The organism is Deltaproteobacteria bacterium, from assembly GCA_016875225.1.
Classification (GTDB): Bacteria; Myxococcota_A; UBA9160; order SZUA-336; family SZUA-336; genus VGRW01.
Genome location: VGRW01000006.1, coordinates 58040 through 79034, shown reverse-complemented (window position 1 = coordinate 79034; position 20995 = coordinate 58040). Strand labels below are relative to the sequence as shown.

Genomic DNA, 20995 nt, shown 5'->3' with positions numbered 1-20995 from the left:
GCCTCGCTCAGCGGGGGCGCTCGGCGCCCAGCGGCCCCAGGGTGGTCTCGACCACCGTGCGCAGGAAGCGCGCGACCTGCTCCGGGGAGCGTCCCGAGAACTTCATCTGCGCGACGACGGGCGCGGCCGCCACGATCACGCGCGCATCCTCTTCGGCATCGACGCTGGCCGCCACCGTGCCTTCCGACTTGCCGCGCTCCACGATGCGCGCGACGCGCGCGGTCAGGCGATCCTGGAACGCGATGAACCGCGGCCAGACCTCGTCGCGGATCGCCGCGCTCCACTCCAGCCAGAGCCGCGCGTACTCGGGATGCTCGTCCACCGAATCGGCGAACGCGGTGGCCAGCGCGAGCAGGACACGCGGCGCGGGGAGCTCGAGCGCGAGCACGCGCTCGACCATCCCGACGTAGAACTGCTCGACCTCATCGAGAACCGCGCCGACGAGCTCGGCGCGGGTCGGGAAGTAGACGAACACCGTCGAGACCGCGACCCCGCTCTCGCGGGCGATCTCCGCGTGCCGTCCGGCGGCAAGGCCGCGACGGCCGAAGACCCCGAGCGCGTGCGCGAGCAGCCGGGCCCTGCGCTCCGAGGGATCGAGGCGACTCGCCCGGGTCCTGGCTTTCATGCGGATGCCCCGAAATAGTTATTGACAGGATTCGCAGTTTGTCTGAAAAGGTCTATTGACAAGGCTATCAGTAGTAGCCGGATCGATTCCAGCTCCCAATTCGGAGGATCCATGGCCGAACCCATTCGCGTCCACGAGCTGCCGACCCTTCCCACCGACATCCCTCTGCACGAGGCGGAGCTGTCCCAGTACGAGGAGCGCTACCGCGGGGGCCTGCGCCGCTGGAGCGAGATCCTGCAGCGCAACGCCGAGCGGATGCACGCCGGCAAGTACTCCCTGCACTGGCTGAACGACGACGGCGAGAACTGGGGTCGCCGCGCCAAGCCCTCCTCGCGCGGCCTGACCTACACCGACATCAACCAGATCCCCGGCTACGGCACGGTGCCCGAGGTCGCCGACTGGCTGAACTTCGCGCCACGTGGCGCGGTCCGCGATCCCTACCGCGACGAGATGCCGATCATCGACGACTACACGGTGCTCGACGGCCGCGAGCTCTGGGCCGAGAACGTGATCACGCTCTACGAGGAGGCGAAGGCGCGCCAGTGGAACGCGACGCGCGACATCGAGTGGAAGGAGCTCGAGAAGCTGCCGGACGACCTCGAGAAGGCGACCTGCCAGCTCTACACGTTCCTAACCGAGGTCGAGTTCGTGGCCGGCGATTTCCCGGCCAAGTGGCTGGTGCGGATCCCGCAGGACTTCCTCGAGGTGAAGAGCTTCCTCACCACCCAGATCATGGACGAGGCGCGACACCAGGAGGTGTTCCGGAAGCGCGCGATCGCGGGTGGCGGCCTGCGGCACTCCTCGCCCGGGTTCGAGTGGGCGCTGAAGGCCATCCTCGACGCGCCCACGCACACGATGGGCACGTTCCTGCTGAACGTGCTCGGTGAGGGCTTGGTTCTCTCGGTGTTCCGTTCCGGCGAGATGATCGCCAAGACGCACGTCGACAAGGAGATCTTCCGGCGCTGCCTGCAAGACGAGGCGCGCCACGTCTCGTACGGCGTGATGCAGCTCAAGTGGTATCTCGATCACCACTCCGATCGCGCGGGCGCGCTGGAGGAGCTGCACCGCTTCGCCGACGTCGGCGAGCAGGTGATCCTCACCGCGTTCACCGAGGCCGCGCTGGTCGAGCCGGTCGCGGTGCTGCTGGGCGGGGGAATCGACAAGATCGATCAGGGCATGCAGGGCTTCACCAAGCTGTGGAGCATGTTCATGGAGGAGTACCTGCAGCGCTGCGAACGCGCCGGCTTCGACCGGCGCGGTCGCATCAAGCTGCCCACCGTCGCGCCGTGGGGAGGGCGCTAGCATGGCCGACACGATTGCGTTCCCGTCCGTCGCCTGGTTCCAGCGCCTCGCGCAGCTGATGCACGAGAGCCGCGCGCGCCAGATCCAGCTCGGCTACGTCGACTGCACGGTGCTCTTCACCGTGAGCGACGGCGGCGCGGGCGGCCGGCCGTGGTCGGCGCTGGTCACCTTCGAGGAGTTCGACGCGGTCGACGTGCGCGAAGCGGGCCCGGCCGATGCGGCCAGCGCCGACTTCGCGCTCGAGGCTCCGCTCGCCACCTGGCGCGAGATGATCGAGAGCATCGCTGTGGGCGGCGGGCGGCCCGACCTCGAGCACACGCTGAACCGGCTCTCGCACCTGGGTGAGCCGCTTCGCGTGACCTCGGATGACGTGCTGAAGAAGGACCTCTACTTCCGCTTCAACCAGAGCCTGCAGGAGTTCGTGAACGCCTCGGCGAACTTCCGCACCCAGATCGCAAGCCCCTAGGAGGGCCGGCCGTGGCGCGAAGCGGGCACTTCTACATAGACGAGACCTGCATCGGCTGCGGCGCCTGCGAGCACGCGTGCCCGGGAAAAGTCGACGCGATCTACGCGGTCGCGGGCGACTTCCTGGGCCGCTTCGCGATCGTGCTCGACGACTGCATCGACTGCGGGAAGTGCGTCCCGCTCTGTCCGGCCGCGTCGATCCACGACGCGCGAAGCGAGGGCGTGATCGAGGGCAGCGGCGGCTACACGCGGATCAAGGAGCTCCAGGCCTGGGCGCGCGAGCGCGCGGAGTAGCTCGCGACGCCGCGCCGATCACATCCCGGGCACGAAGATGTGGATCAGAAAGAGCACCACCGGGAACACCACGAAGAGCAGGAGCAGCAGCACCATCCCCTTCGTCGAGATCTCCCTTCCGGTGTTCTTGCCCGGCACCGGCTCGCCCGGCTTTCCGCAGTTCGGACAGGCCCAAGCGACGCTCGGAACCTCGATCCTGCAGTCCGGACAGATCATCCGCGACATTCTCGCCCTCGCCTCCCCGTGACCTGCCCGAGAGAATACGCTGCGGGCCCACCCGCGCGCCGCGCAGCCGTCGGTTGCAACTTCGTGCTCGCGCCGCGCACTCGGTAGGATGGCCAGCCAGGGAGGAGATTGCGATGGGGGACGAGTTCCGGGACTTCACGCTCGCGGCGGTGCAGGCGGCTCCCGTCTACCTCGACCGCGATGCCAGCGTCGACAAGGCCTGCGTCCTGATCGACCAGGCGGGAGCGAGGGGCGCGGACCTGGCGGTGTTCGGAGAGACCTGGATCTCGGGCTACGCGAGCTTCGGCGCCTGGCCCGAGCACCGCGCGTTCCGCGGCGCGCTGCAGCGCTTCATCCAGAACGGCGTCGAGATCCCCTCGCCCGCGACCGACGCGCTCTGCGCCGCAGCGCGCCGTGCGGGAATCGACGTGGCGATCGGGGTCGCGGAGCGCGACGCCACGACGCACGGGTCGATCTACTGCACGCTCCTGTTCATCGGGCGCGAGGGGCGGATCCTCGGCAAGCACCGCAAGCTCAAGCCGACCTTCTACGAGCGCAGCGTCTGGGGCGAGGGTGACGGCAGCACGCTGCGCCTCTACGAGCGGCCCTACGGAAAGCTCGGCGGTCTGAACTGCTGGGAGCACCAGATGGTGCTCCCCGGCTACGCGCTGATCGCGCAGGGGCTGCAGGTCCACGCCGGAGCCTGGCCCGGCTGGACCGAGACGCGGCAGGAGATCCTCTCGCGCGCCTTCGCCATGCAGGCCTGCGCGTACGTGGTGATGACCGGGTCGGTGCTGCTCCCGGAGCGGATTCCCGACGAGCTTCGCGAGGTGGTCCGGCCGATGAACGGTCACTCGGCGATCATCGGCCCGAGCGGCGACGTGCTCGCGGGGCCGCTGCTCGACGCGGAGGGAATTCTCACGGCGAAGGCCAATCTGGGGCAGATCGCGTACCTGAAGATGATCGCCGACCACGCCGGTCACTACACGCGTCCCGACGTGTTCGACTTCCGCGTGAACGCGCGCCCGAAGCAGGTGGCCGTGTTCGAGGGCCGAGAGGACGCGGCGCTTCCCGCAGAGGTCCGCGCTGCGATCCAGGCCGGGCTCGCGAGCGGCGAGATCCGCACCGAGCGCGATCTGCGCGGCGCGTTCGAGGACCTCGCGATCGCGCCGGGCGGTTCGCGCCGGGCGCGCGCCTAGCCGCGTCCGACCCGGCGCGGCGCCTCGAGGTGCGCGATCTCGTTCAGCGCGACGACGCTGCGCTCGCCCGAGGACGCCGCCGCGAAGCGGTTGATGCTCGTGTAGACCGGCTGGAAGAAGAGCGGGCGCGCGATGCCGAGCACCTGCGACGCGAAGACGTTGATCACGCCGCCGTGGCAGAACACCGCCACGCGGCGGCCGCGATTTCGCGAGATGCAGGCGTCGAGCGCCGCGCGAACCTCGGAGGCGAAGACCTCGATCGGCACGCCCCCGCCGTAGCCGTTCGCCATGAACGCCTTCCACGCCGGGTAGTCGCTGCGCCGGAGCTCCTCGAGCGGAACGTAGAGGGCGCTGTCGCGATCGAACTCCGCGACGCGCGGCTCGATCTCGACCTCGAGCCCGAGCGCCGCGGCGAGCGGCGCCGCCGTCTCCATCGCGCGCAGCAGCGGGCTCGACACGATCCGGTCGATCGACTCGTGGGCGAGCCAGCGCGCGACGCTCTCGGCTTGCTCGCGTCCTTCCGGCGAGAGCGGCGGGTCGGCGGGAAGGCCGTCGTCTCGCTCGACGCGCAGCGGCAGGCCGTGACGGATCAGCAGCAGGTCCACGGCGCGCCAGCGTAGCGGCTTCCGGCGCGAATCACCGTACGGCCGTCTCCCACCTTCCGGCCGCCGGCGGTAGGATGCGGCTTCACCGGAGGACCCACGATGCGCGCCCGAACCCTGATCGCGAGCTTCGCCCTGCTTCTCGCCAGCTCCGCCGTCGCGGACGAGACCTGCCAGTCGCCGTATCTGCCCAAGGTGACCGGACAGGAGGACTTCATCTACGTGTGGACGGTCGGGATCGAGGGGCTCGGCGACGGCTCCGACAAGCTCGTGACCGTCGGCGCGAATCCCGCCCTGCCCGGCTACGGAAAGGCGATCTCGAGCGTGTCGGTGGGCGGCCGGCACGAGGCGCACCACGGCGGCTTCACCGACGACCGCAAGCAGCTCTGGCTCGGCGGACTCGACACGAGCCAGATCTTCATCTTCGACGTCGCGACCGACCCGGCCAGGCCGAAGCTGGTGAAGACGATCACCGACTTCGAGAAGGCGACCGGCGGCATCGTCGGCCCCCACACCTTCTACGCGATTCCCGGCCGGATGCTGATCACCGGAGTCTCGAGTTCCGATGGCTCCGGAAAGACGGGAATCGTCGAGTACAACAACGCGGGCGAGCACGTCCGCACGATCTGGATGCCGAAGGGCGCGGAGTACGGCTACGACGGGCGCGTGAACGCGAACCTGAACCGGCTGCTCACCACCGCATTCACGGGCAAGAAGAACTACATGCGCGCGCTCGGCGATCTGATCAAGGATCCCGAGGCGATGAAGAACTTCGGGAACACGGCGGTGCTCTGGGACTTCCACGCGCGAAAGCCGCTGCAGATCTTCCAGATGCCCGGCGCGCCGCTCGAGGTGCGCTGGGCGCTGCAGCCGCGGCACCACTACGCGTTCACGTCGACCGCGCTCGAGTCGAAGATCTGGCTGGTGGCGCGCAAGGACGACGGCACGTTCGAGGCGCTGCCCGTGGCCGATGTCGGTGACCCGTCGAAGACGCCGCTTCTGGTCGATCTGAGCCTCACCGCGGACGACCGGTTCCTGTTCGCCTCGACGTTCCTCGACGGCACGGTACGCGTCTTCGACGTCTCCGAGCCGCGCAAGCCCAGGCAGGTATACGAAAAGAAGATCGGGCCGCAGGTCAACATGGTCTCGCAGAGCTGGGACGGCGAGCGCGTGTACTTCACGTCCAGCCTGCTCGCGAACTGGGACGGCACGGGAGGCGAGGACGCGCAGTTCCTGAAGGCGTACGGCTGGGACGGCGCGAAGCTCGAGCCGCGCTTCGAGATCGACTTCCGCGCCGAGAAGCTCGGCCGCGCGCACCTGATGAATTTCGGCCAGCGCGGATTCTGGAGCGCGCGCGGTGCGGGCGAGAAGGTGGTGGCCGGCGAGTAGCTCGCGCCGCGCCTCAGGCCGGGGCGGCTTCGCCTCGCGCGGACTTCCCCATCCAGCGCGCGCAGGTCGAGATCAGCGCGATCTTGTCGACGGGCTTGCTCGCGTAGTCGTCACAGCCTGCGTCGATGCAGCGCTTCCGATCGTCGCTCATCGCGTGCGCGGTGAGCGCGACGATCGGCAGCGTGCGGCCCCGCTGCCGCAGGGTGCGCGCGAGCGTGTAGCCGTCCATCTCCGGCATCTGCATGTCGGTCAACAGCAGGTCGAACGGCTCGTCCTCGGCCTCGGCCGCCTCGATCATCTCGAGCGCGGTTGCGCCGTCCGCGGCCAGCGCGACCGTCGCGCCCGCCTTCTCGAGCAGGCCCCGGATCAGCCGCTGGTTGTCCGGGCCGTCTTCGGCCAGCAGGATGCGGCCGACGAGCCGGGCCCGCGGCAGGACGCGCTGGGTGCGCTCGTCGTCCGCGGTCGCATCCAGACTCGTCGCCAGCGGAGCGCCGGGGGCCGGCTCGAGCGGGAGATCGACGCGGAAGCACGAGCCGCGGCCGGGCGACGTGTGCACGAGCGTGACCGAGCCTTCCATCAGCGCCGCCAGGCGGCGGCAGATCGTGAGTCCGAGCCCGGTGCCCCCGTATTGGCGAGTCACGGTCGTGTCGGCCTGGCTGAACGGCGCGAAGAGCTTGCGCTCCTGCTCGCGAGTCAGGCCAGCGCCCGTGTCCTCCACGTCGATGACGAGCCGCGCGAGCTCGCTCGTCTCGCCGCCGGGTTCGGCGCGGACGCGAACCGTCACGGCTCCAGCGTCCGTGAACTTGATCGCATTCCCGATCAGATTCATCAGGATCTGCCGCAGTCGCGTGGGATCGCTCATCACGCGCTCCGGGAGCGGGCTGTCGAGCCGCAAGCCGAGCGCGACGCCCTTTCCCGCGGCGCGCGGCCGCATCAGGCCCTCGAGCTCGCGCAGGATTGCGAGCACAGGAGTCTCGATCCGCTCGGCCGTCGCCTTGCCCGCCTCGATCTTCGAGAGATCGAGGATGTCGTTGATGATCGCGAGCAGATGTCGGCCCGCCGACTGGATCGTCTCGATCGCCGCCGCCCGCAGCGGGCCCTCGGGACAGCCGTTGCATCGATCGTCCTCGTGGAGCATGTCGGCGTAGCCGAGGATCGCCGTGAGCGGCGTGCGGATCTCGTGACTCATGTTGGCCAGGAACTCGCTCTTCGCGCGGCTCGACCAGCTCGCGCTCCTTCCGCTTGAGCTCGCTGATGTCGCTGCCGACCGCGATCAGGCCGCAGAAGGCTCCGGTGGCATCCGTGATCGGCCCGACGCTGAGATCGACCCAGTACCTCCGGCCATCCTTGCCTCGGTTGCCGTACGTCCCGCGGTGTACCTGGCCGCCCTGCACCTTCGCGACCGCCTCTGCCGGGAGGATCTCCTTCGGCCGACCCCGATCGAAGATGCTCCGATGCGCCCCGATCAGGTCCGAGCGCGGGTAGCCGCTGAGCTCGCACATCAGATCGGTCACTTCCGTGATCGTTCCCTGCGCGTCCGTCACCACCACGATCGCGTGTTGGTCGAGCGCCGCGCGGTAGGCCGCGAGCTTCGAGAGCGTGCCGTGCGCCTCGAGCTCGCTGGCCTGCAGGTCGTGCGTCATGGCCCGGGCCATCGCCAGCGCGCGAATCCATCCGGTGCCCAGGCTCCACAAAACCAGAGCGAGCAGGCCGGTCACGAGCATGCCACCCGCGCCGATCAGAACCGGCGTCTCGCGGTTCAGGACCGACTCGAACGCGGACGCGGGCGCCATCACCAGGATCCACTCCACCCCTGCCGCGTCGATCACCGAACGCTTGGGGCGGAGCCAGTCGGCATCGCGCTCCAGAATCGGCTGGCGGGCCTCGCCCGGCCGGCGCCGCCCGCCGACGTAGACGAGCGCCTCGCTCTCGCTCTCCGCCCCGTCGTAGATCTCCACGTCCACCCAACCGCCGGCAGCGTCGACCATCCGCGCCAGCGTGTCGCCGACGAGCGCCGTCACGTACACCCAGCCGACCAGCGCGCGGCTGCGCTCGCCCAGAGTCGACGTGTGAGCGCCCTCGCGAAACACGGGCAGGTAGCAGATGAAATCGGGGCTCCGCTCGGCGCCGCGGCCCGTGACGAGGATGCTCGAGCAGGTGGTCTCACCGCTCCGCATGGCCCTCTCGGCGGTCTCGCGACGCTTGGCGTCGGTCGCCGCGTCCCAGCCGGGAGTCGCTCCGTCGGCTTCCGGGGGCTCGAGCAGGCGGGTCACGTACAGCTCGGGCCGGTCGCCCGAGCTCGAGACGGTGAACTCCGGATCTCCGGCCGCCCGAACCGCTCTGGTGTAGGCGGGAAGCTCGCCCCGCGCCACGCGCTCGATGTAGCCGAAGCCCATCGCGCCCGGGAACTCGTTCGCCAGATCGCGCGACGCCAGGTAGTCGCGGAACCGAGCTTGCGTGATCGAGCGGTTGGCGATGATCGCCCCGCGCGCGCCGCGCAAGCCGTACGCGTAGCTCCGCAGCCTGCGCTCCGTCTCGACCTCGATGCGCTCGGCGAGCACCTCGAACCTCGCCGCGTCTGCAGCGCGCGCCTCTTCCCGCATCCGCCAGGCGCCCACGACGGAGCCGCCGATTCCCAGCACGAGCACGGCCCCCACCGTCAGCAATAGCGGGCGCAGCGACTGCGATCGATCGCCGCTGTCCTCGGCTTCGGCACGCCGCGAGGCCGCCAGACCGCGCCACATGATCAGCGGCCCCGCGACGACGCTCAGGGCGATCGCGTCGAGCGCCGCCTCGGCCAACCCGCTCGACCCCGGCAGGAGGCGCGGGAGCAGGAGCATGATCGCCATCTCGACCGTCGCGACGATCGCGAAGGTCTCGACGAGAACTCGCTGCATCTCGAAGCTGCGCTTCACGGCTCGTCATCGGCCTGCGCGTCGGGAGCGTTGAGCAGCGAGGGAGCGATGCATGTGCGCGCGAGGCGCGGCAAAGGCAGTGATCGCGATGATCTCGCCGCACGGCCGAGGCAGCCGTCCCGGCACGCGCTTCCAATCTCGATCGCGCGGAGTTACGGTGTCTCGCCCGCGCCGGACTGCGAGCCGGGAACGCGCGCCGACGCCCGGCCGCGAGTCTCGATCTCGAGCAGGCGCATCACGAAGGACAGCGCATGATTCCCGATCCGCTCCACCCCGCGATGGTCCACTTCCCGATCGCCCTCGCGTCGCTCGTCCCCATGTTCGCGTTGCTCGCCGCCTTCGCGATCCACGTCGGATGGCTTCCCGCGCGGGTCTGGCTCGGCGTCGTACTGATGCAGGCCATGCTGGCGGGCACCGCGTGGGTCGCGCACGAGACCGGCGAGAACGAGGAGGAGAAGGTCGAGAAGGTCGTGGACGAGCGCTTCATCGAAGAGCACGAGGAGGCCGCCGATCTGCTGCTGAGGAGCGCCGCGGTCACCTTCGTGATCTCGCTCTTCGGTGTGGCCGGAGGGTCGATCGGAACGATCGGACGCGTGGTCAGCATCCTCGCCATGTCGGGCGTCGCCGTGGCGAGCATTCCGGCCGGAAAGCTGGGCGGCGAGCTGGTCTACCACCACGGAGCCGCCTCTGCCTACGTGAAGACCGGCGAGGCCCCGGCCGCTCCCCCTACCCAGGAGTAGTCGCCGCCCGGCCACGCGGGCTTGGACGATTCGAGTGATTACTCTAATAATCACTGCGTGGACTATCGGATCGACGAGCTCTCGGCGCGAAGCGGCGTCCGGATCGACACGATCCGCTTCTACCAAGGGAAGGGGCTGCTGCCGCCGCCCCGGCGCGATGGCCGGATCGCGATCTACAGCGAGGAGCACCTCGATCGGCTGCGGCGGATCCGCCGTCTGCTCGCGGACGGCCTGTCGCTCCAGCTGATCCGGCGCGTGCTCGACGCGCAGGACAGCGGGGGCGAGGACCGCGAGCCGCTGATCTCGGCCCTGGTCGCAGAGCGGGTCGGCTCGCGCACCTACTCGCGCGCGGAGCTGGCCGCGGAGGCCGGCGTTCCCGAGGCGCTGATCACCGCCGCGCAGGGGGCGGGGCTGATCCAGCCGGTGCGGCTCGACGAGGAGGAGCGCTTCAGCGAGCTCGACTGCAGCCTGCTCCGCGCCGGGCTCTCGCTGCTCGGATCGGGGCTTCCGCTGCAGGATCTGATCGACCTCGCGGTTCGCCACGCGCGCGCGACCCAGGAGCTCTGCGAGGGCGCGATCGATCTCTTCGACCGACACGTGCGCAAGCCGCACGGCGAGGCGCTCGACGCCGAGCAGGTGACGCTGCGGTTTCGCGAGCTGCTGCCGCTCTCGACGCGGCTGGTGGCGCTGTTCTTCCAGCGCACGCTGGTCTCGCGAGCACTCGCGCGGCTGGAGGGCGCGGGCGAGGACAGCTCGCTTCGCGCCGCGGTCGCGGCGACCGAGTCGGCGCAGCTCGAGGTGAGCTGGAAGTGAGCGCCGTCCACGCGCCGCTGCCGACCGGGGCCGAGAAGCGCGTGCAGGTCCGCGCGATGTTCGACCGCATCGCCCCGCGCTACGACGCGCTGAACCGGCTCTTCACCGGCGGGCTCGACCGCCGCTGGCGGCGGCTGGCGCTCGACGCGGCGCGGATCGCCCCCGGGGATCGCGTGCTCGACCTGGCCTGTGGCACCGGGGACCTCGCGCAGGCTGCGGCGGCGCGCGGCGCGCGCGTGCTCGGAGTCGACTTCGCGCGCGAGATGCTGCGCGGCGCGAAGCGACGGCGCGTTCCCGCAGTTCTGGTGCAGGCCGACGCGGCCGCTCTGCCGCTTCGCACCGCGAGCGTCGACGCGCTCGTCTGCGGCTTCGCGCTGCGCAACTTCACCGAGCTGCCGGCTGCGCTGGCCGAGATCGCGCGGGTGCTCGCTCCGGGCGGGCGCATCGCGCTGCTCGACGTCGATCGGCCCGAGTCCCGGCTCGTGCGCGCGGGCCACTCGCTCTACTTCGATCGCGTCGTGCCCGTGCTCGGCGGCCTGCTCTCCGACCGCGCGGCGTACGCCTACCTGCCGCGCTCGACGAGCTACCTGCCGCCCGAGAGCGACCTCCTGGCGCAGGTGGCGCGCGCCGGTTTCACGCAGATCCAGAAGCGCCGACTGCTGCTCGGCGCCGCGCAGCTGATCAGCGCGGTGCGCGCGCGGAGCGCGGCATGAGCCGGCGCGCGTCGCATCTTCGCGCCGTGTGCGCCGAGGCGAGCGCGCGCGGAGAGCACCTCGTCGCGAGCTGGACCGAGCGCGTGGCGGCGCGCGACCTGCTCGCGCTGTTCGCCGCCGCGACTGGCGCGCGCTTCCTGCTCGAGCGCCCCGGACGCGGTGTCGGGCTCGCTGCGGTCGGAGCGTGCGCTGCGATCGCGAGCGAAGGCGAGGATCGCTTCGCGCGCGCGGCCGAGCAGAGCGATGCGCTCTTCGCACGACTGCGCGCGGCCGCAGCCGAGAGCGTCAGCGCCGCCGTGCTCGCGTCCGCGCCGAAGCTCGTCGGCGGCTTCGCCTTCGCCGACGCGCCACCGGGCGGTGTATGGGGCGGCTGGCCCGCGCTCTCGTTCGTCCTGCCCGAGCTCGCGGTCGCGATCTCGGACGGGACCGCTCTCGCAACGGCGTCGGTCGAGGTGGCGCCCGGCGCCGACGCGGCGGAGCTCGAAGCCCGCGTCGCCGCGATCCTCGCGACCGCCTCGTGCTCGCCGCGGCCACCCGCGCCCGCGGGCACGCGCGGAGCGCTCGGCTTCAGCGCCTGTGCCGATCGCGCCCCGGAGGCCTACGAGGCGGGGGTATCGCGGGCGCTCGCAGCGATACTGCGCGGCGAGCTCGAGAAGGTCGTGCTCGCGCGCTCCTGCGAGCTGTCGCGACACTCCGGCTTCGCGCCGGAGCAGGTCCTCGCGCGCCTGCGCGCCGATCATCCCGACTGCAGCCTCTTCGCCGTCGGCCACGGCGACGCCTGCTTCGTCGGTGCTACGCCCGAGCTCCTGCTCGAGCGCGACGGCGCGAGGCTCCGCGCGAGCGCTCTGGCCGGCTCCGCACCGCGCGGCCGCACCCCCGAAGAAGACGAGCGCAGCGCGCAGGAGCTGCGCGAGAGCAAGAAGGAGCAGGAGGAGCACGCGATCGTGCGCAGAGCGCTCGCCGAGACGCTGCAGCCGCTCTGCACGCGACTCGACGCGCCCGAGGCGCCGGAGATCCTTCGCCTGGGCTCGATCCAGCATCTGCACACTCCGTTCGAGGGCGAGCTCCGCGGCGGCACCGAAAGCGCCCTGCTTCGCCTGGCGGCGCGGCTCCACCCCACCCCCGCGACCTGCGGCGCGCCGCGCGCGGCCGCGCGCGAGTTCATCGCGGAGCACGAGCAGCTCGAACGCGGCTGGTACGCGGGCTCGGTCGGCTGGCTGGGCAGCCAGGGGCAGGGAGAGCTCGTGGTGGCGCTGCGCTGCGCGCTGCTTCGCGGCGAGCGCGCGACGCTGCTCGCGGGAGCGGGGGTCGTGGGCCGTTCGGTGCCGCGCGCCGAGCTCGCCGAGACCAGCCTGAAGCTGCGCGCGACGCTTCCCGCGCTGGTCGAGCTTTGAGCGCCCCCAACCGAAACATCGCCTTCGCGCTGGCGCTCTTCGACGAGCTCGCTCGCGCGGGCGTGCGCGAGGTCTGCGTCTGCCCGGGCTCGCGCTCCGCTCCGCTCGCGATCGCCGCGGCCCGCACGCCTGCGCTTCGCGTTCGCACACATCTGGACGAGCGCTCGGCCGGCTTCTTCGCGCTCGGGCTTGCGAAGGCGAGCGGCGCGCCCGTCGCGGTTCTGTGTAGCTCCGGAACGGCGGCCGCGAACTTCCTGCCCGCGCTGGTCGAAGCGAACCTCGCGCAGGCTCCGCTGATCGCGCTCACCGCGGACCGTCCGCCCGAGCTTCGCGACTGGGGGGCGGCGCAGACGATCGACCAGCAGCGCCTGTTTGGATCACACGTGCGCTGGTTCGCGGAGCTGCCGCTTCCCGAGCCGAACGCCGCTCTGCTGCGCCAGCTCCGCGCGACCGCGGCCCGAGCCGTCGCCGTGGCCGGCGGACCGCCCGCCGGCCCGGTGCACCTGAACGTTCCGCTGCGCGAGCCGCTCGATCCCAGGACCGATCCGGCCGACCGCGAGGCGCTGGCCGCACTCGCAGATGAGCCAGGGCTGCACGGCCGCGATCGCGGGCCGTACCTGCGCGTCTCGCCCGCGGAGCGCGCGCCCGATCCGGCGCTGGTGCGTCGCTGGGCGGCGGAGCTTGCGGCGTCGCGCCGCGGCGTGCTGATCGTCGGCGCCAGCGAGTGCAGCGCGGCGCTCGGCGTCGAGCTCGCGCGGCTCTCGCGCGCGCTCGGCTGGCCGATCCTCGCCGACGCCGCATCCGGACTCCGCGGCGGCGCACACGTCGCGCGCGCGCCGCTGCTCGGCGCCTACGACTCGATCCTTCGCGCGGAGCGCTTCGCCGCGGAGCACGCGCCCGAGCTCGTGCTTCGCTTCGGAGCGGCTCCGACCAGCAAGGGCACCGCGACCTGGATCGAGCGCTCGCCGGGCACCGAGCTGCGCATCGTCGATTCCGAACAGGCGTTCCGCGACCCCGCGCACCACGCGGCCGAGATCGCGCGCGCAGAGCCGGCGCGGCTCTGCGCCGAGCTCGCCGACGCGCTCGAGCCGCGGACCGGCGCCGGACCCGGAAGCTGGCTCGCGGACTTCGTCGCCGCCGAGGCTCGCGCACAGCGCGCGCTCGCCGCGGGCATCGCCGCCGAGCCCGAGCTCTTCGCGCCCGGCGCAGCGCGCGTGCTCGGAGCGAGCTGGCCCGCGGGCGGAACGATCTTCGCGTCGAACAGCATGTCGATCCGCGACCTCGACGGATTCCTCGCGCCGCGCGCCGCGCCGCTGCGCGTGCTCGCGAGCCGCGGCGCGAACGGCATCGACGGAATCACCAGCGCAGCGCTAGGCGCGGCCGCGGCATCCGACGCGCCGCTCGCGTGCCTGATCGGCGACCTCGCCTTCCTGCACGACGCCGGCGGGCTGCTCGCCGCGCGAAGGCTCGGCCTATCGACCACGTTCCTGGTCGTGAACGACGACGGCGGCGGAATTTTCTCCTACCTGCCCGTGGCGGCCTACGGCGAGGACGCCGACTTCGAGCGGCTCTTCGCCCTGCCGCACGGCGTCGATCTCGCCGAGCTCACGGCCTTCGGCGGCGGCCGACACGCGCGGGTGTCGAAGCGCGACGAGCTCGAGGCCGAGCTCGACCGCGCGCGCAGCGAGGGCGGCCTGCAGGTGCTCGAGCTACGCGTCGACCGCGGAGCGAACGTCGCACACCACCGCGCGCTCTGGGCCGCGGCCGCGAACGCCGTCGACGGAGACTCGCCCCGATGAGCGCGCTCTCGCGCCGGATCTCGCGCGGGTCCTACGCGCTCGCCTACGAGCGCGACGATCTGGACCCGCAGGTGGTGCTCCTGCACGGCTTCACCGGCTCGGTTCGCACGCTCGACGCGGTCGCGCAGGGTCTGCGCGACCACGGCCTCGGCACGCTCGCGGTGGATCTGCTCGGGCACGGCCGCTCCGACGCGCCGGAGGATCCGAAGCTGTACGCCCTGGAACGCACCTGCGCGGATCTCGCCGCGATCCTCGACGCCGAGCGAATGCCGCGCGCCGCGCTGCTCGGCTACTCGATGGGCGGGCGCGTGGCGCTCGGCTTCGCCTGCACGTATCCCGAGCGCGTGCGCGCGCTCGTGCTGGTGGGCGCATCCGCGGGGCTCGAGCAGGAGGCGGAGCGCGCGGCCCGCCGCGAGGCCGACGATCGGCTGGCAGACGAGATCCTGCGCTTTGGCGTCCCCGCCTTCGTCGAGCGCTGGATGGCCAATCCGCTCTTCGCGTCGCAGGCGCGGCTGGGCGAGCGCTTTCTGGCCGAGTCGCGAGTGCAGCGGCTTTCGAACTCCGCGGCCGGGCTGGCCGGCTCGCTTCGCGGCCTGGGCACCGGCGTGCAGCCGGCGCTGCACGAGGATCTCGCGCGGCTCGCGCTTCCGGTCCTGCTCGTGCACGGCGCGGAGGACGCGAAGTTCCGCGCGATCGCGCACGACCTGGCCGCGCGACTGCCGGATGCTCGCGTCGCCGCGATTCCCGACGCCGGCCACGCCGCACAGATCGAGAACCCGGCCGCGTTCCTCGCCGTGACGACCGAGTTTCTGTTGCAGACCCACCACGATCCCTGAGATCCGAGGAGAATTCCGATGTCCCAGACGCCCCCGACGCCCTCCCGCCTGCCCGACTGGAAGCTGATCCGCCGCTACGACGACGTGAAATACGAGCAGGCCGAGGGAATCGCCAAGATCACGATCTGCCGGCCCGAGGTGCGAAACGCCTTCCGGCCCAAGACGCTCTTCGAGCTGATCGACGCCTTCTCCCGCGTGCGCGAGGACCCCGAGGTGGGCTGCGTGCTCTTCACCGGCGAAGGGCCGGACGCGTTCTGCTCGGGCGGCGATCAGCGCGTGCGCGGGGACGCCGGCTACGTCGGCGACGACGGCGTGCCGCGGCTCAACGTGCTCGATCTGCAGAAGCTGATCCGCTCGATGCCCAAGCCGGTGATCGCGTTGGTCGCGGGCTACGCGATCGGCGGCGGCCACGTGCTGCACATCGTCTGCGACCTGACGATCGCGGCCGAGAACGCGCGCTTCGGCCAGACCGGTCCGCGCGTGGGCTCGTTCGACGGGGGCTTCGGCTCTTCGTACCTGGCGCGAATCGTCGGCCAGAAGAAGGCGCGCGAGATCTGGTACCTGTGCGAGCAGTACGACGCGCAGGAGGCGCGCGAGATGGGACTGGTGAACAAGGTCGTCCCGCTCGCCGATCTCGAGAGCGCCGGCGTCGAGTGGGCGCGGCGGATCCTCGAGCACAGCCCGCTGGCGATCCGCTGCCTGAAGTCGGCGTTCAACGCGGACTGCGACGGCCAGGCGGGAATCCAGGAGCTGGCGGGAAACGCGACGCTGCTGTTCTACATGACCGAGGAGGCCCAGGAGGGCCGCAACGCCTACGTGCAGAAGCGCAAGCCCGACTTCGCGCGCTTCCCGTGGCGACCGTGAGATGAGCGCGCCGGCCTCGAGCGCGCCGAGCCTTCCGCGCGCCGGATCGTTCGGCGCGTGGTGGCTCGCCTCGCGCCCGCGCACGCTTCCCGCGGCGCTCGCGCCGATCGCGGCGGGAACCGGCGTGGCCGCGGTGGAGGGCCGCGCGCGGCTCGGACTCGCGGCGCTCTGCTTCGCCACCGCGCTGCTCCTGCAGCTCGCCGCGAATCTGGCGAACGACGTGTTCGACTTCGAGCGCGGCACGGATTCGGGCGCGCGGCTCGGCCCGCCTCGCGCCGCGCAGCTCGGACTGCTCTCGCCGCGGGCGCTCCGGCTCGGGCTCGCGAGCGTGCTCGCCGCGGCGACGCTTTCCGGTGTCGGGCTGGTCGCCGCGGGCGGCTGGCCGATCTTGCTCGCCGGTGCGCTCGCGCTGCTCGCCGCCTGGGGCTACACGGGCGGACCGTGGCCGCTGGCCTACCACGGGCTGGGAGACGTCGCGGTGTTCGCGTTCTTCGGCGTGGTGGGCGTGGCGGGCTCGCACTTCGTCCAGGCCGGTGAGCCGAGCCTCCTCGCGCTCGCCGCTTCGGTGCCGATCGGAGCGCTGGCGACCGCGATCCTGGCGCTGAACAACCTGCGCGACCGCGAGGGCGATGCGCGCGCCGGAAAGCGCACGCTCGCGGTGCGCAGCAGCGAACGGGCCGCGCGCATCTGGCCGATCGCGCTGCTCGCGCTCGCCTTCGCCGCGCTGCCCGCGCTGGCGTCCGCGCCGCAGGCAGGTGTGGCCGCCCTGTTTCCGCTCGTGCTCGCACCCGAGGCGCTGGCGATCGCGGGCTCGCTTCGCGCCGGGGCGAGCGGCGAGGCGCTGAATCCGCTGCTGGCGCGAACCGCGCGGCTCACCGCGCTGTTCGGGGTCGCGCTCGGGGCCGCGCTCTGGGCCGCGGCGTGAAGATCGCGCGCGCGCGCGTGTACCCGATCGCGCTTCCGCTGCGCGCGCCGCTCGCGACCGCGCACGAGACGATCGAGGTCCGCCGCGGCGCCCTGCTCGTGCTCGAGTGCGACGACGGACGCGTGGGCCTGGGCGAGGCCACGCCGATCGCGGGCTTCGGGCTCGAATCGCACCAGGCCGCGCGCGCGATTCTTCCCGCGCTGGCCGGACTCGCGCTCGGCTGTGATCCGCGCGAGCCGGCCGCACTGCGCTCGCGCGCCGCGGCGCTCGGGGCATTCGCGCCGTGCGCGCGCGGCGCGCTCGACAGCGCGCTCCTCGACCTGGAGGCGCAGGCCCAGGGCATTCCGGTCGCCGAGCTGCTCGCGCGTCGCTGCGGACGGGCGATGCGAGACACGGTCTCCGTCTCGGCGCTGCTCCGCGGCCGCACGCTGGACGAGCTCGTCGAATCCGCGCGTGTCGCGCGAGACGCGGGCTTCACCTGCGCGAAGCTGAAGCTCGGCGCGGGCCCGTTCGAGCGCGAGCTCGAGCGCGTCGCGGCCGCGCGCGAATCCCTCGGAAGCGGGATTCTCCTGCGGCTCGACGCGAACGGAATCTTTCCCGACGCAGCGCGCGCGCTCGAGGCGCTCGAGCGGCTGGCGCCGTTCGCGATCGAGCTGGTCGAGCAGCCGGTGCCCGCGGCCGCGCTCGCGGCGCTCGCGTCGCTTCGCGATCGCTCGCCGATCCGGATCGCGGCCGACGAGTCGGCCGTCGACCCCGACTCGCTCGAGCGCGTGCTCCGGCTCCGCGCCGCCGACGTGATCGTGCTCAAGCCGAGCGCGCTCGGAGGAGCGACGGACGCGCTCGCCGCGGCCGCGAGAGCTCGATCCGCGGGCCTCGCGGCGTTCGCGACCACGCTTCTCGACGGCGCGGTCGCGCGGGCCGCGGCTCTCGCGGTCGCAGCGGCCCTGCCGGAGCCGCTGCTCGCCTGCGGTCTCGCGACCGGCGACCTGCTCGCGCGCGATCTCGCAGACGTCCCGGTCGTCGTGCGCGGCGAGGTCGCGCTGTCGCGCACGCCCGGGCTCGGCGTCGTTCTCGACGACGCGAGGCTCGCGTCCTGCAGCGACGGCGTCCCGCTCGAGGTGGCGGCGTGAAGCCCTGGCTCTGGGAGCGCGCGGCTCGAACTCCGGACGCGCTCGCGCTCGAGGCGCGCGGCGCGCGGATCTCCTACGGCGAGCTGAACGCGCGCGCGGAGCGGCGCGCGGGCGCGCTGCGCGCCCGGGGGTGCGCACCGGGAGATCGCGTCGGCGCGCTCTTCGGCAACGACCCGGCCTTCGTCGAGTGGCTGCACGCGGCGGCTCGCGCGCGCGTCGTGCTGGTGCCGCTGAACGCGCGTCTCACCCCGGCCGAGCACGCGCGCCAGCTCGACCATGCCGGCGCGCACCTGCTCGTGCACGCCGACGAACCGACCGTCGCCGCGGCCGCGCACGCGGTCACCGCGCTCTCTGCGAGCTTGCGCGCGGTGAGCTCGTCCGAGCTCGCGCAGGGCTCCGCGGCTGCGCCTCCCGCGGATCTGGATCCGGCGCATCCCGCGGCCCTGATCTTCACCTCCGGCACCAGCGGCGATGCGAAGGGCGTCGTGCTCAGCTTCGGAAATCTGCTCGCGAGCGCGATCGGCTCGATCCTGCACCTGGGTGCGCTTCCGGCGGACCGCTGGCTGGCGACGCTGCCGCTCTTCCACGTCGGCGGGCTCGCGATCCTCGTGCGCAGCACGCTCGCAGGAAGCGCGGTGGTGCTGCACGAGCGCTTCGACCCGCTCGAGGTCTCGCGCGCGCTCGATTCGGACGCGATCTCGCTCGTCTCCTTCGTGCCGACCATGCTCGCGCGCGTTCTCGACGTGCGCGGCGAGGCTGCGCCGCCCGCGTCGCTTCGCGCGATCCTGCTCGGCGGCGCGGCCGCGCCCGCCCCGCTGCTCGAGCGTGCGGCGAAGACCGGCTGGCCGGTGCTGCCGACCTACGGCCTCTCGGAGGCCGCCTCGCAGGTCGCGACGCTTCCGCCCGGAGCGCCGTTGCGCAGCGATGGGGGCGGATTGCGGCCGCTCTTCGGCGTCGAGGTTCGCATCTGCGACGAGCTCGGCGCCGAGCTTCCCGACGGCACCCCCGGCGAGATCCTCGTGCGCGGCGCGACCGTCACTCCCGGCTACTGGCGCAATCCCGAAGCGAGCGCGCGAGCGCTGGCCGACGGCTGGCTCCACACCGGCGACCTCGGCGTTCGCGATTCCCTCGGAGGTCTCGCGGTGGTGGGTCGCGCGGACGACATGCTGGTCACGGGAGGAGAGAACGTGCACCCGGCGGAGGTCGAGGCCGCGCTCGCCGAGCACCCGGACGTGATCGAGGTCGCGGTCGCGGGCCTGCCCGATCCCGACTACGGCCAGCGCGTCGCCGCCTGGGTCGTGCTCGCGCCCGGCGCGGTCGCGGGCGCGGCGGACCTCGAGTCGTTCGCGCGCGCGCGCCTCGCGAGCTACAAGCTGCCGCGCAGCTGGCGCTTCGTGCGCGAGCTGCCGCGAAACGCGAGCGGCAAGCTGGTGAGGCGAGAGCTAGCAGAGCAGGCGCGCGGCGATCACGCTCATTCTTTGTAGTAGAACGCCTCGCGCTCGCGCGAGGCCTTGACCACCGGGATCTCGGCGTCGGAGAGCGCGGGCATCCGGCGCTTTCGCGCCAGCGCCTTCTCGATGTGCGGCGCGAGCTCGCGCGCCTTTCGCGCCTCGCGCTCCTCGCGGCCCTCGACGAAGTGCGGCAGCACCTCGCGGCCGAACAGATCGAGGCTCTCGCAGATGTGATCGTGGCGGTTCTTCCCGCCCTGCTGCAGGAAGATGATCTGGTCGACGCCCACGTCGCCGAACCCCTTCACCAGCTCGCGGTAGTCGGCGGGCGTGCCGATCCCGGGCGCGCCGATGGTCGGCAGCTCGCGGCCCTTGAGCTCCTGGTACTCCTCCCAGAGGCGGCTGCGGCCCGGCACGGCGTCGTTCGCGACCAGCGCGTTGATCGCGTACCGGAAGAACGCGAAGCCGTCCATGCCGCGCCGGTGCGCTTCGGCCGCGTCGTGGTGCAGCGAGAACCCGGCGACCATCGCGATGTTCGCGTTCACGCTGTGGCCCAGCGGTACGCACTGCTCGCTCTTGATGATCGAGTAGTAGAGGTCCGCCCAGGTGCGGGCCTCGGCCGGGTCGAGGAACGTGAACGCGAGCGCCCCCAGTCCGTTTCGAGCCGCGATCTCGATCGTCTTGCGGTTCGTGCAGGCCAGCCACATCGGCGGGTGCGGCTTCTGCAGCGGCTTGGGCAGGACGTTCCGGCAGGGCATCGAGAATCCCTCGCCCTGATATCCGGGGTACGGCTCCATCACCATCATGTTGGCGATCTGCTCGGCCGCCTCGAACGAGATCGCCTGCTTGCGCTTGGCGTCGATGCCGTAGCCGTGCAGCTCGAGGCGCGTGGCGCCCTCGCCGATTCCGAACTCGACGCGGCCGTTCGAGACCAGGTCGAGCATGGCCACCGCTTCAGCGGTTCGCGACGGGTGGTTGTAGTTCGGGATCACCTGCCGGATTCCGAAGCCGATCCGGATCCGCTCGGTCTTCGCGGCCAGCGCCGTCAGGAAGACCTCGGACGCGGAGCAGTGGGAGTACTCGTCCAGGAAGTGGTGCTCGACCGCCCAGGCGTAGTCGATGCCGATCCGGTCGGCGAGCTGGACCTGCGCGATGGCCTCCTGGATCAGCTTGTGCTCGGAATCCGGTGCCCAGGGCTTGGGCAGCTGCAGCTCGTAGAAGACGCCGAACCTCATGGTGTTCCCTCCCGATCGCGACCTTGAGTGGAAAAACGCAGGCGAGCCGTGGCATAGTTCGAATACAATTCAAACCAACGCA

The 20995-nt window shown here is 71.9% G+C and carries 20 protein-coding genes and 1 pseudogene; 15 read left to right on the top strand and 6 right to left on the bottom strand.

The features are described 5' to 3' along the window. Window positions 1-7: 7 nt before the first annotated feature. A complete protein-coding gene (locus FJ108_03240) occupies window positions 8-625 on the bottom strand; it encodes a TetR/AcrR family transcriptional regulator (protein MBM4334913.1) in 618 nt (205 codons plus the stop codon). Window positions 626-736: 111 nt separating this feature from the next. Here FJ108_03240 and FJ108_03235 point away from each other — a divergent pair, with 111 nt between their 5' ends. The 3 genes from FJ108_03235 to FJ108_03225 are packed head-to-tail and all read left to right on the top strand — an operon-like array spanning window position 737 to window position 2686. Continuing rightward, window positions 737-1927: a ferritin-like domain-containing protein gene (locus FJ108_03235; protein ID MBM4334912.1), complete on the top strand. Its 1191-nt coding sequence runs from the start codon at window positions 737-739 to the stop codon at window positions 1925-1927. A gap of 1 nt (window position 1928) precedes the next feature. Beyond that, the gene (locus FJ108_03230) at window positions 1929-2393 is read left to right on the top strand and encodes a hypothetical protein (GenBank protein ID MBM4334911.1); all 465 of its coding nucleotides are present in this window, start codon (window positions 1929-1931) and stop codon (window positions 2391-2393) included. 11 nt (window positions 2394-2404) lie between these two features. Further along, a complete protein-coding gene (locus tag FJ108_03225; protein ID MBM4334910.1) occupies window positions 2405-2686 on the top strand; it encodes a 4Fe-4S dicluster domain-containing protein in 282 nt (93 codons plus the stop codon). A gap of 18 nt (window positions 2687-2704) precedes the next feature. Here the strand turns inward: FJ108_03225 and FJ108_03220 are convergent, their stop codons facing one another. After that, complete coding sequence (locus FJ108_03220) at window positions 2705-2911, bottom strand: hypothetical protein (GenBank protein MBM4334909.1); 207 nt, start codon at window positions 2909-2911, stop codon at window positions 2705-2707. 134 nt (window positions 2912-3045) lie between these two features. On the opposite strand from FJ108_03220, the gene FJ108_03215 reads away from it, so the two are divergent. After that, window positions 3046-4110: a carbon-nitrogen hydrolase family protein gene (locus FJ108_03215; GenBank protein MBM4334908.1), complete on the top strand. Its 1065-nt coding sequence runs from the start codon at window positions 3046-3048 to the stop codon at window positions 4108-4110. Here the strand turns inward: FJ108_03215 and FJ108_03210 are convergent. After that, window positions 4107-5057: a histidine phosphatase family protein gene (locus FJ108_03210; protein ID MBM4334907.1), complete on the bottom strand. Its 951-nt coding sequence runs from the start codon at window positions 5055-5057 to the stop codon at window positions 4107-4109. The two genes, FJ108_03215 and FJ108_03210, sit on opposite strands and share 4 nt — an antisense overlap. Between FJ108_03210 and FJ108_03205 the strand changes: the two genes are divergently transcribed. Continuing rightward, window positions 4815-6101 (top strand): selenium-binding protein, encoded by a 1287-nt coding sequence (locus FJ108_03205; GenBank protein MBM4334906.1) that lies wholly within the window; start codon window positions 4815-4817, stop codon window positions 6099-6101. The two genes, FJ108_03210 and FJ108_03205, sit on opposite strands and share 243 nt — an antisense overlap. 13 nt (window positions 6102-6114) lie before the next feature. Here FJ108_03205 and FJ108_03200 read toward each other — a convergent pair whose 3' ends face one another. Together FJ108_03200 and FJ108_03195 are read right to left on the bottom strand one after the other, a co-directional pair. Continuing rightward, window positions 6115-7290: a response regulator gene (locus FJ108_03200; GenBank protein ID MBM4334905.1), complete on the bottom strand. Its 1176-nt coding sequence runs from the start codon at window positions 7288-7290 to the stop codon at window positions 6115-6117. Window positions 7291-8011: 721 nt separating this feature from the next. Continuing rightward, window positions 8012-8998 (bottom strand): annotated as a pseudogene (locus tag FJ108_03195) (hypothetical protein). A 269-nt stretch (window positions 8999-9267) separates the two neighbouring features. Here FJ108_03195 and FJ108_03190 point away from each other — a divergent pair. The 10 genes from FJ108_03190 to menE are packed head-to-tail and all read left to right on the top strand — an operon-like array spanning window position 9268 to window position 19714. After that, window positions 9268-9756, top strand: coding sequence for a hypothetical protein (locus tag FJ108_03190; GenBank protein MBM4334904.1), 489 nt, complete (start codon window positions 9268-9270; stop codon window positions 9754-9756). A gap of 21 nt (window positions 9757-9777) precedes the next feature. Next, window positions 9778-10569, top strand: a complete 792-nt coding sequence (locus tag FJ108_03185) for a MerR family transcriptional regulator (protein ID MBM4334903.1) — start codon at window positions 9778-9780, stop codon at window positions 10567-10569. Continuing rightward, a complete protein-coding gene (locus tag FJ108_03180; protein ID MBM4334902.1) occupies window positions 10566-11282 on the top strand; it encodes a ubiquinone/menaquinone biosynthesis methyltransferase in 717 nt (238 codons plus the stop codon). Before FJ108_03185 ends, FJ108_03180 begins: the two co-directional genes overlap by 4 nt. After that, entirely contained in the window at window positions 11279-12676 is a 1398-nt protein-coding gene (locus tag FJ108_03175) for an isochorismate synthase (GenBank protein MBM4334901.1), read from the top strand. Before FJ108_03180 ends, FJ108_03175 begins: the two co-directional genes overlap by 4 nt. Next, on the top strand, window positions 12673-14475 hold the full coding sequence (gene menD, locus FJ108_03170) for a 2-succinyl-5-enolpyruvyl-6-hydroxy-3-cyclohexene-1-carboxylic-acid synthase (GenBank protein ID MBM4334900.1): 1803 nt from the start codon (window positions 12673-12675) through the stop codon (window positions 14473-14475). The genes FJ108_03175 and menD overlap by 4 nt, the downstream gene beginning before the upstream one ends. Beyond that, window positions 14472-15311, top strand: coding sequence for a 2-succinyl-6-hydroxy-2,4-cyclohexadiene-1-carboxylate synthase (gene menH / locus FJ108_03165; GenBank protein MBM4334899.1), 840 nt, complete (start codon window positions 14472-14474; stop codon window positions 15309-15311). Before menD ends, menH begins: the two co-directional genes overlap by 4 nt. 18 nt (window positions 15312-15329) lie before the next feature. Then, window positions 15330-16175: a 1,4-dihydroxy-2-naphthoyl-CoA synthase gene (gene menB / locus FJ108_03160; protein MBM4334898.1), complete on the top strand. Its 846-nt coding sequence runs from the start codon at window positions 15330-15332 to the stop codon at window positions 16173-16175. A gap of 1 nt (window position 16176) precedes the next feature. Then, a complete protein-coding gene (locus FJ108_03155) occupies window positions 16177-17100 on the top strand; it encodes a 1,4-dihydroxy-2-naphthoate polyprenyltransferase (GenBank protein MBM4334897.1) in 924 nt (307 codons plus the stop codon). Beyond that, complete coding sequence (locus tag FJ108_03150; GenBank protein ID MBM4334896.1) at window positions 17097-18230, top strand: o-succinylbenzoate synthase; 1134 nt, start codon at window positions 17097-17099, stop codon at window positions 18228-18230. Before FJ108_03155 ends, FJ108_03150 begins: the two co-directional genes overlap by 4 nt. Continuing rightward, window positions 18227-19714: an o-succinylbenzoate--CoA ligase gene (menE, locus tag FJ108_03145; protein MBM4334895.1), complete on the top strand. Its 1488-nt coding sequence runs from the start codon at window positions 18227-18229 to the stop codon at window positions 19712-19714. Before FJ108_03150 ends, menE begins: the two co-directional genes overlap by 4 nt. Here the strand turns inward: menE and FJ108_03140 are convergent. After that, window positions 19702-20913: an LLM class flavin-dependent oxidoreductase gene (locus FJ108_03140; protein MBM4334894.1), complete on the bottom strand. Its 1212-nt coding sequence runs from the start codon at window positions 20911-20913 to the stop codon at window positions 19702-19704. The two genes, menE and FJ108_03140, sit on opposite strands and share 13 nt — an antisense overlap. Window positions 20914-20995: the final 82 nt, after the last annotated feature.

What these genes read in the sequence shown, in the direction of transcription:
- FJ108_03240 (MBM4334913.1), bottom strand. Translation starts at nt 625, where the DNA reads ATGAAAGCCAGGACCCGGGCGAGTCGCCTCGATCCCTCGGAGCGCAGG.
- FJ108_03235 (MBM4334912.1), top strand. Translation starts at nt 737, where the DNA reads ATGGCCGAACCCATTCGCGTCCACGAGCTGCCGACCCTTCCCACCGAC.
- FJ108_03230 (MBM4334911.1), top strand. Translation starts at nt 1,929, where the DNA reads ATGGCCGACACGATTGCGTTCCCGTCCGTCGCCTGGTTCCAGCGCCTC.
- FJ108_03220 (MBM4334909.1), bottom strand. Translation starts at nt 2,911, where the DNA reads ATGTCGCGGATGATCTGTCCGGACTGCAGGATCGAGGTTCCGAGCGTC.
- FJ108_03215 (MBM4334908.1), top strand. Translation starts at nt 3,046, where the DNA reads ATGGGGGACGAGTTCCGGGACTTCACGCTCGCGGCGGTGCAGGCGGCT.
- FJ108_03205 (MBM4334906.1), top strand. Translation starts at nt 4,815, where the DNA reads ATGCGCGCCCGAACCCTGATCGCGAGCTTCGCCCTGCTTCTCGCCAGC.
- FJ108_03200 (MBM4334905.1), bottom strand. Translation starts at nt 7,290, where the DNA reads ATGAGTCACGAGATCCGCACGCCGCTCACGGCGATCCTCGGCTACGCC.
- FJ108_03190 (MBM4334904.1), top strand. Translation starts at nt 9,268, where the DNA reads ATGATTCCCGATCCGCTCCACCCCGCGATGGTCCACTTCCCGATCGCC.
- FJ108_03175 (MBM4334901.1), top strand. Translation starts at nt 11,279, where the DNA reads ATGAGCCGGCGCGCGTCGCATCTTCGCGCCGTGTGCGCCGAGGCGAGC.
- menH (MBM4334899.1), top strand. Translation starts at nt 14,472, where the DNA reads ATGAGCGCGCTCTCGCGCCGGATCTCGCGCGGGTCCTACGCGCTCGCC.
- menB (MBM4334898.1), top strand. Translation starts at nt 15,330, where the DNA reads ATGTCCCAGACGCCCCCGACGCCCTCCCGCCTGCCCGACTGGAAGCTG.
- FJ108_03155 (MBM4334897.1), top strand. Translation starts at nt 16,177, where the DNA reads ATGAGCGCGCCGGCCTCGAGCGCGCCGAGCCTTCCGCGCGCCGGATCG.
- FJ108_03140 (MBM4334894.1), bottom strand. Translation starts at nt 20,913, where the DNA reads ATGAGGTTCGGCGTCTTCTACGAGCTGCAGCTGCCCAAGCCCTGGGCA.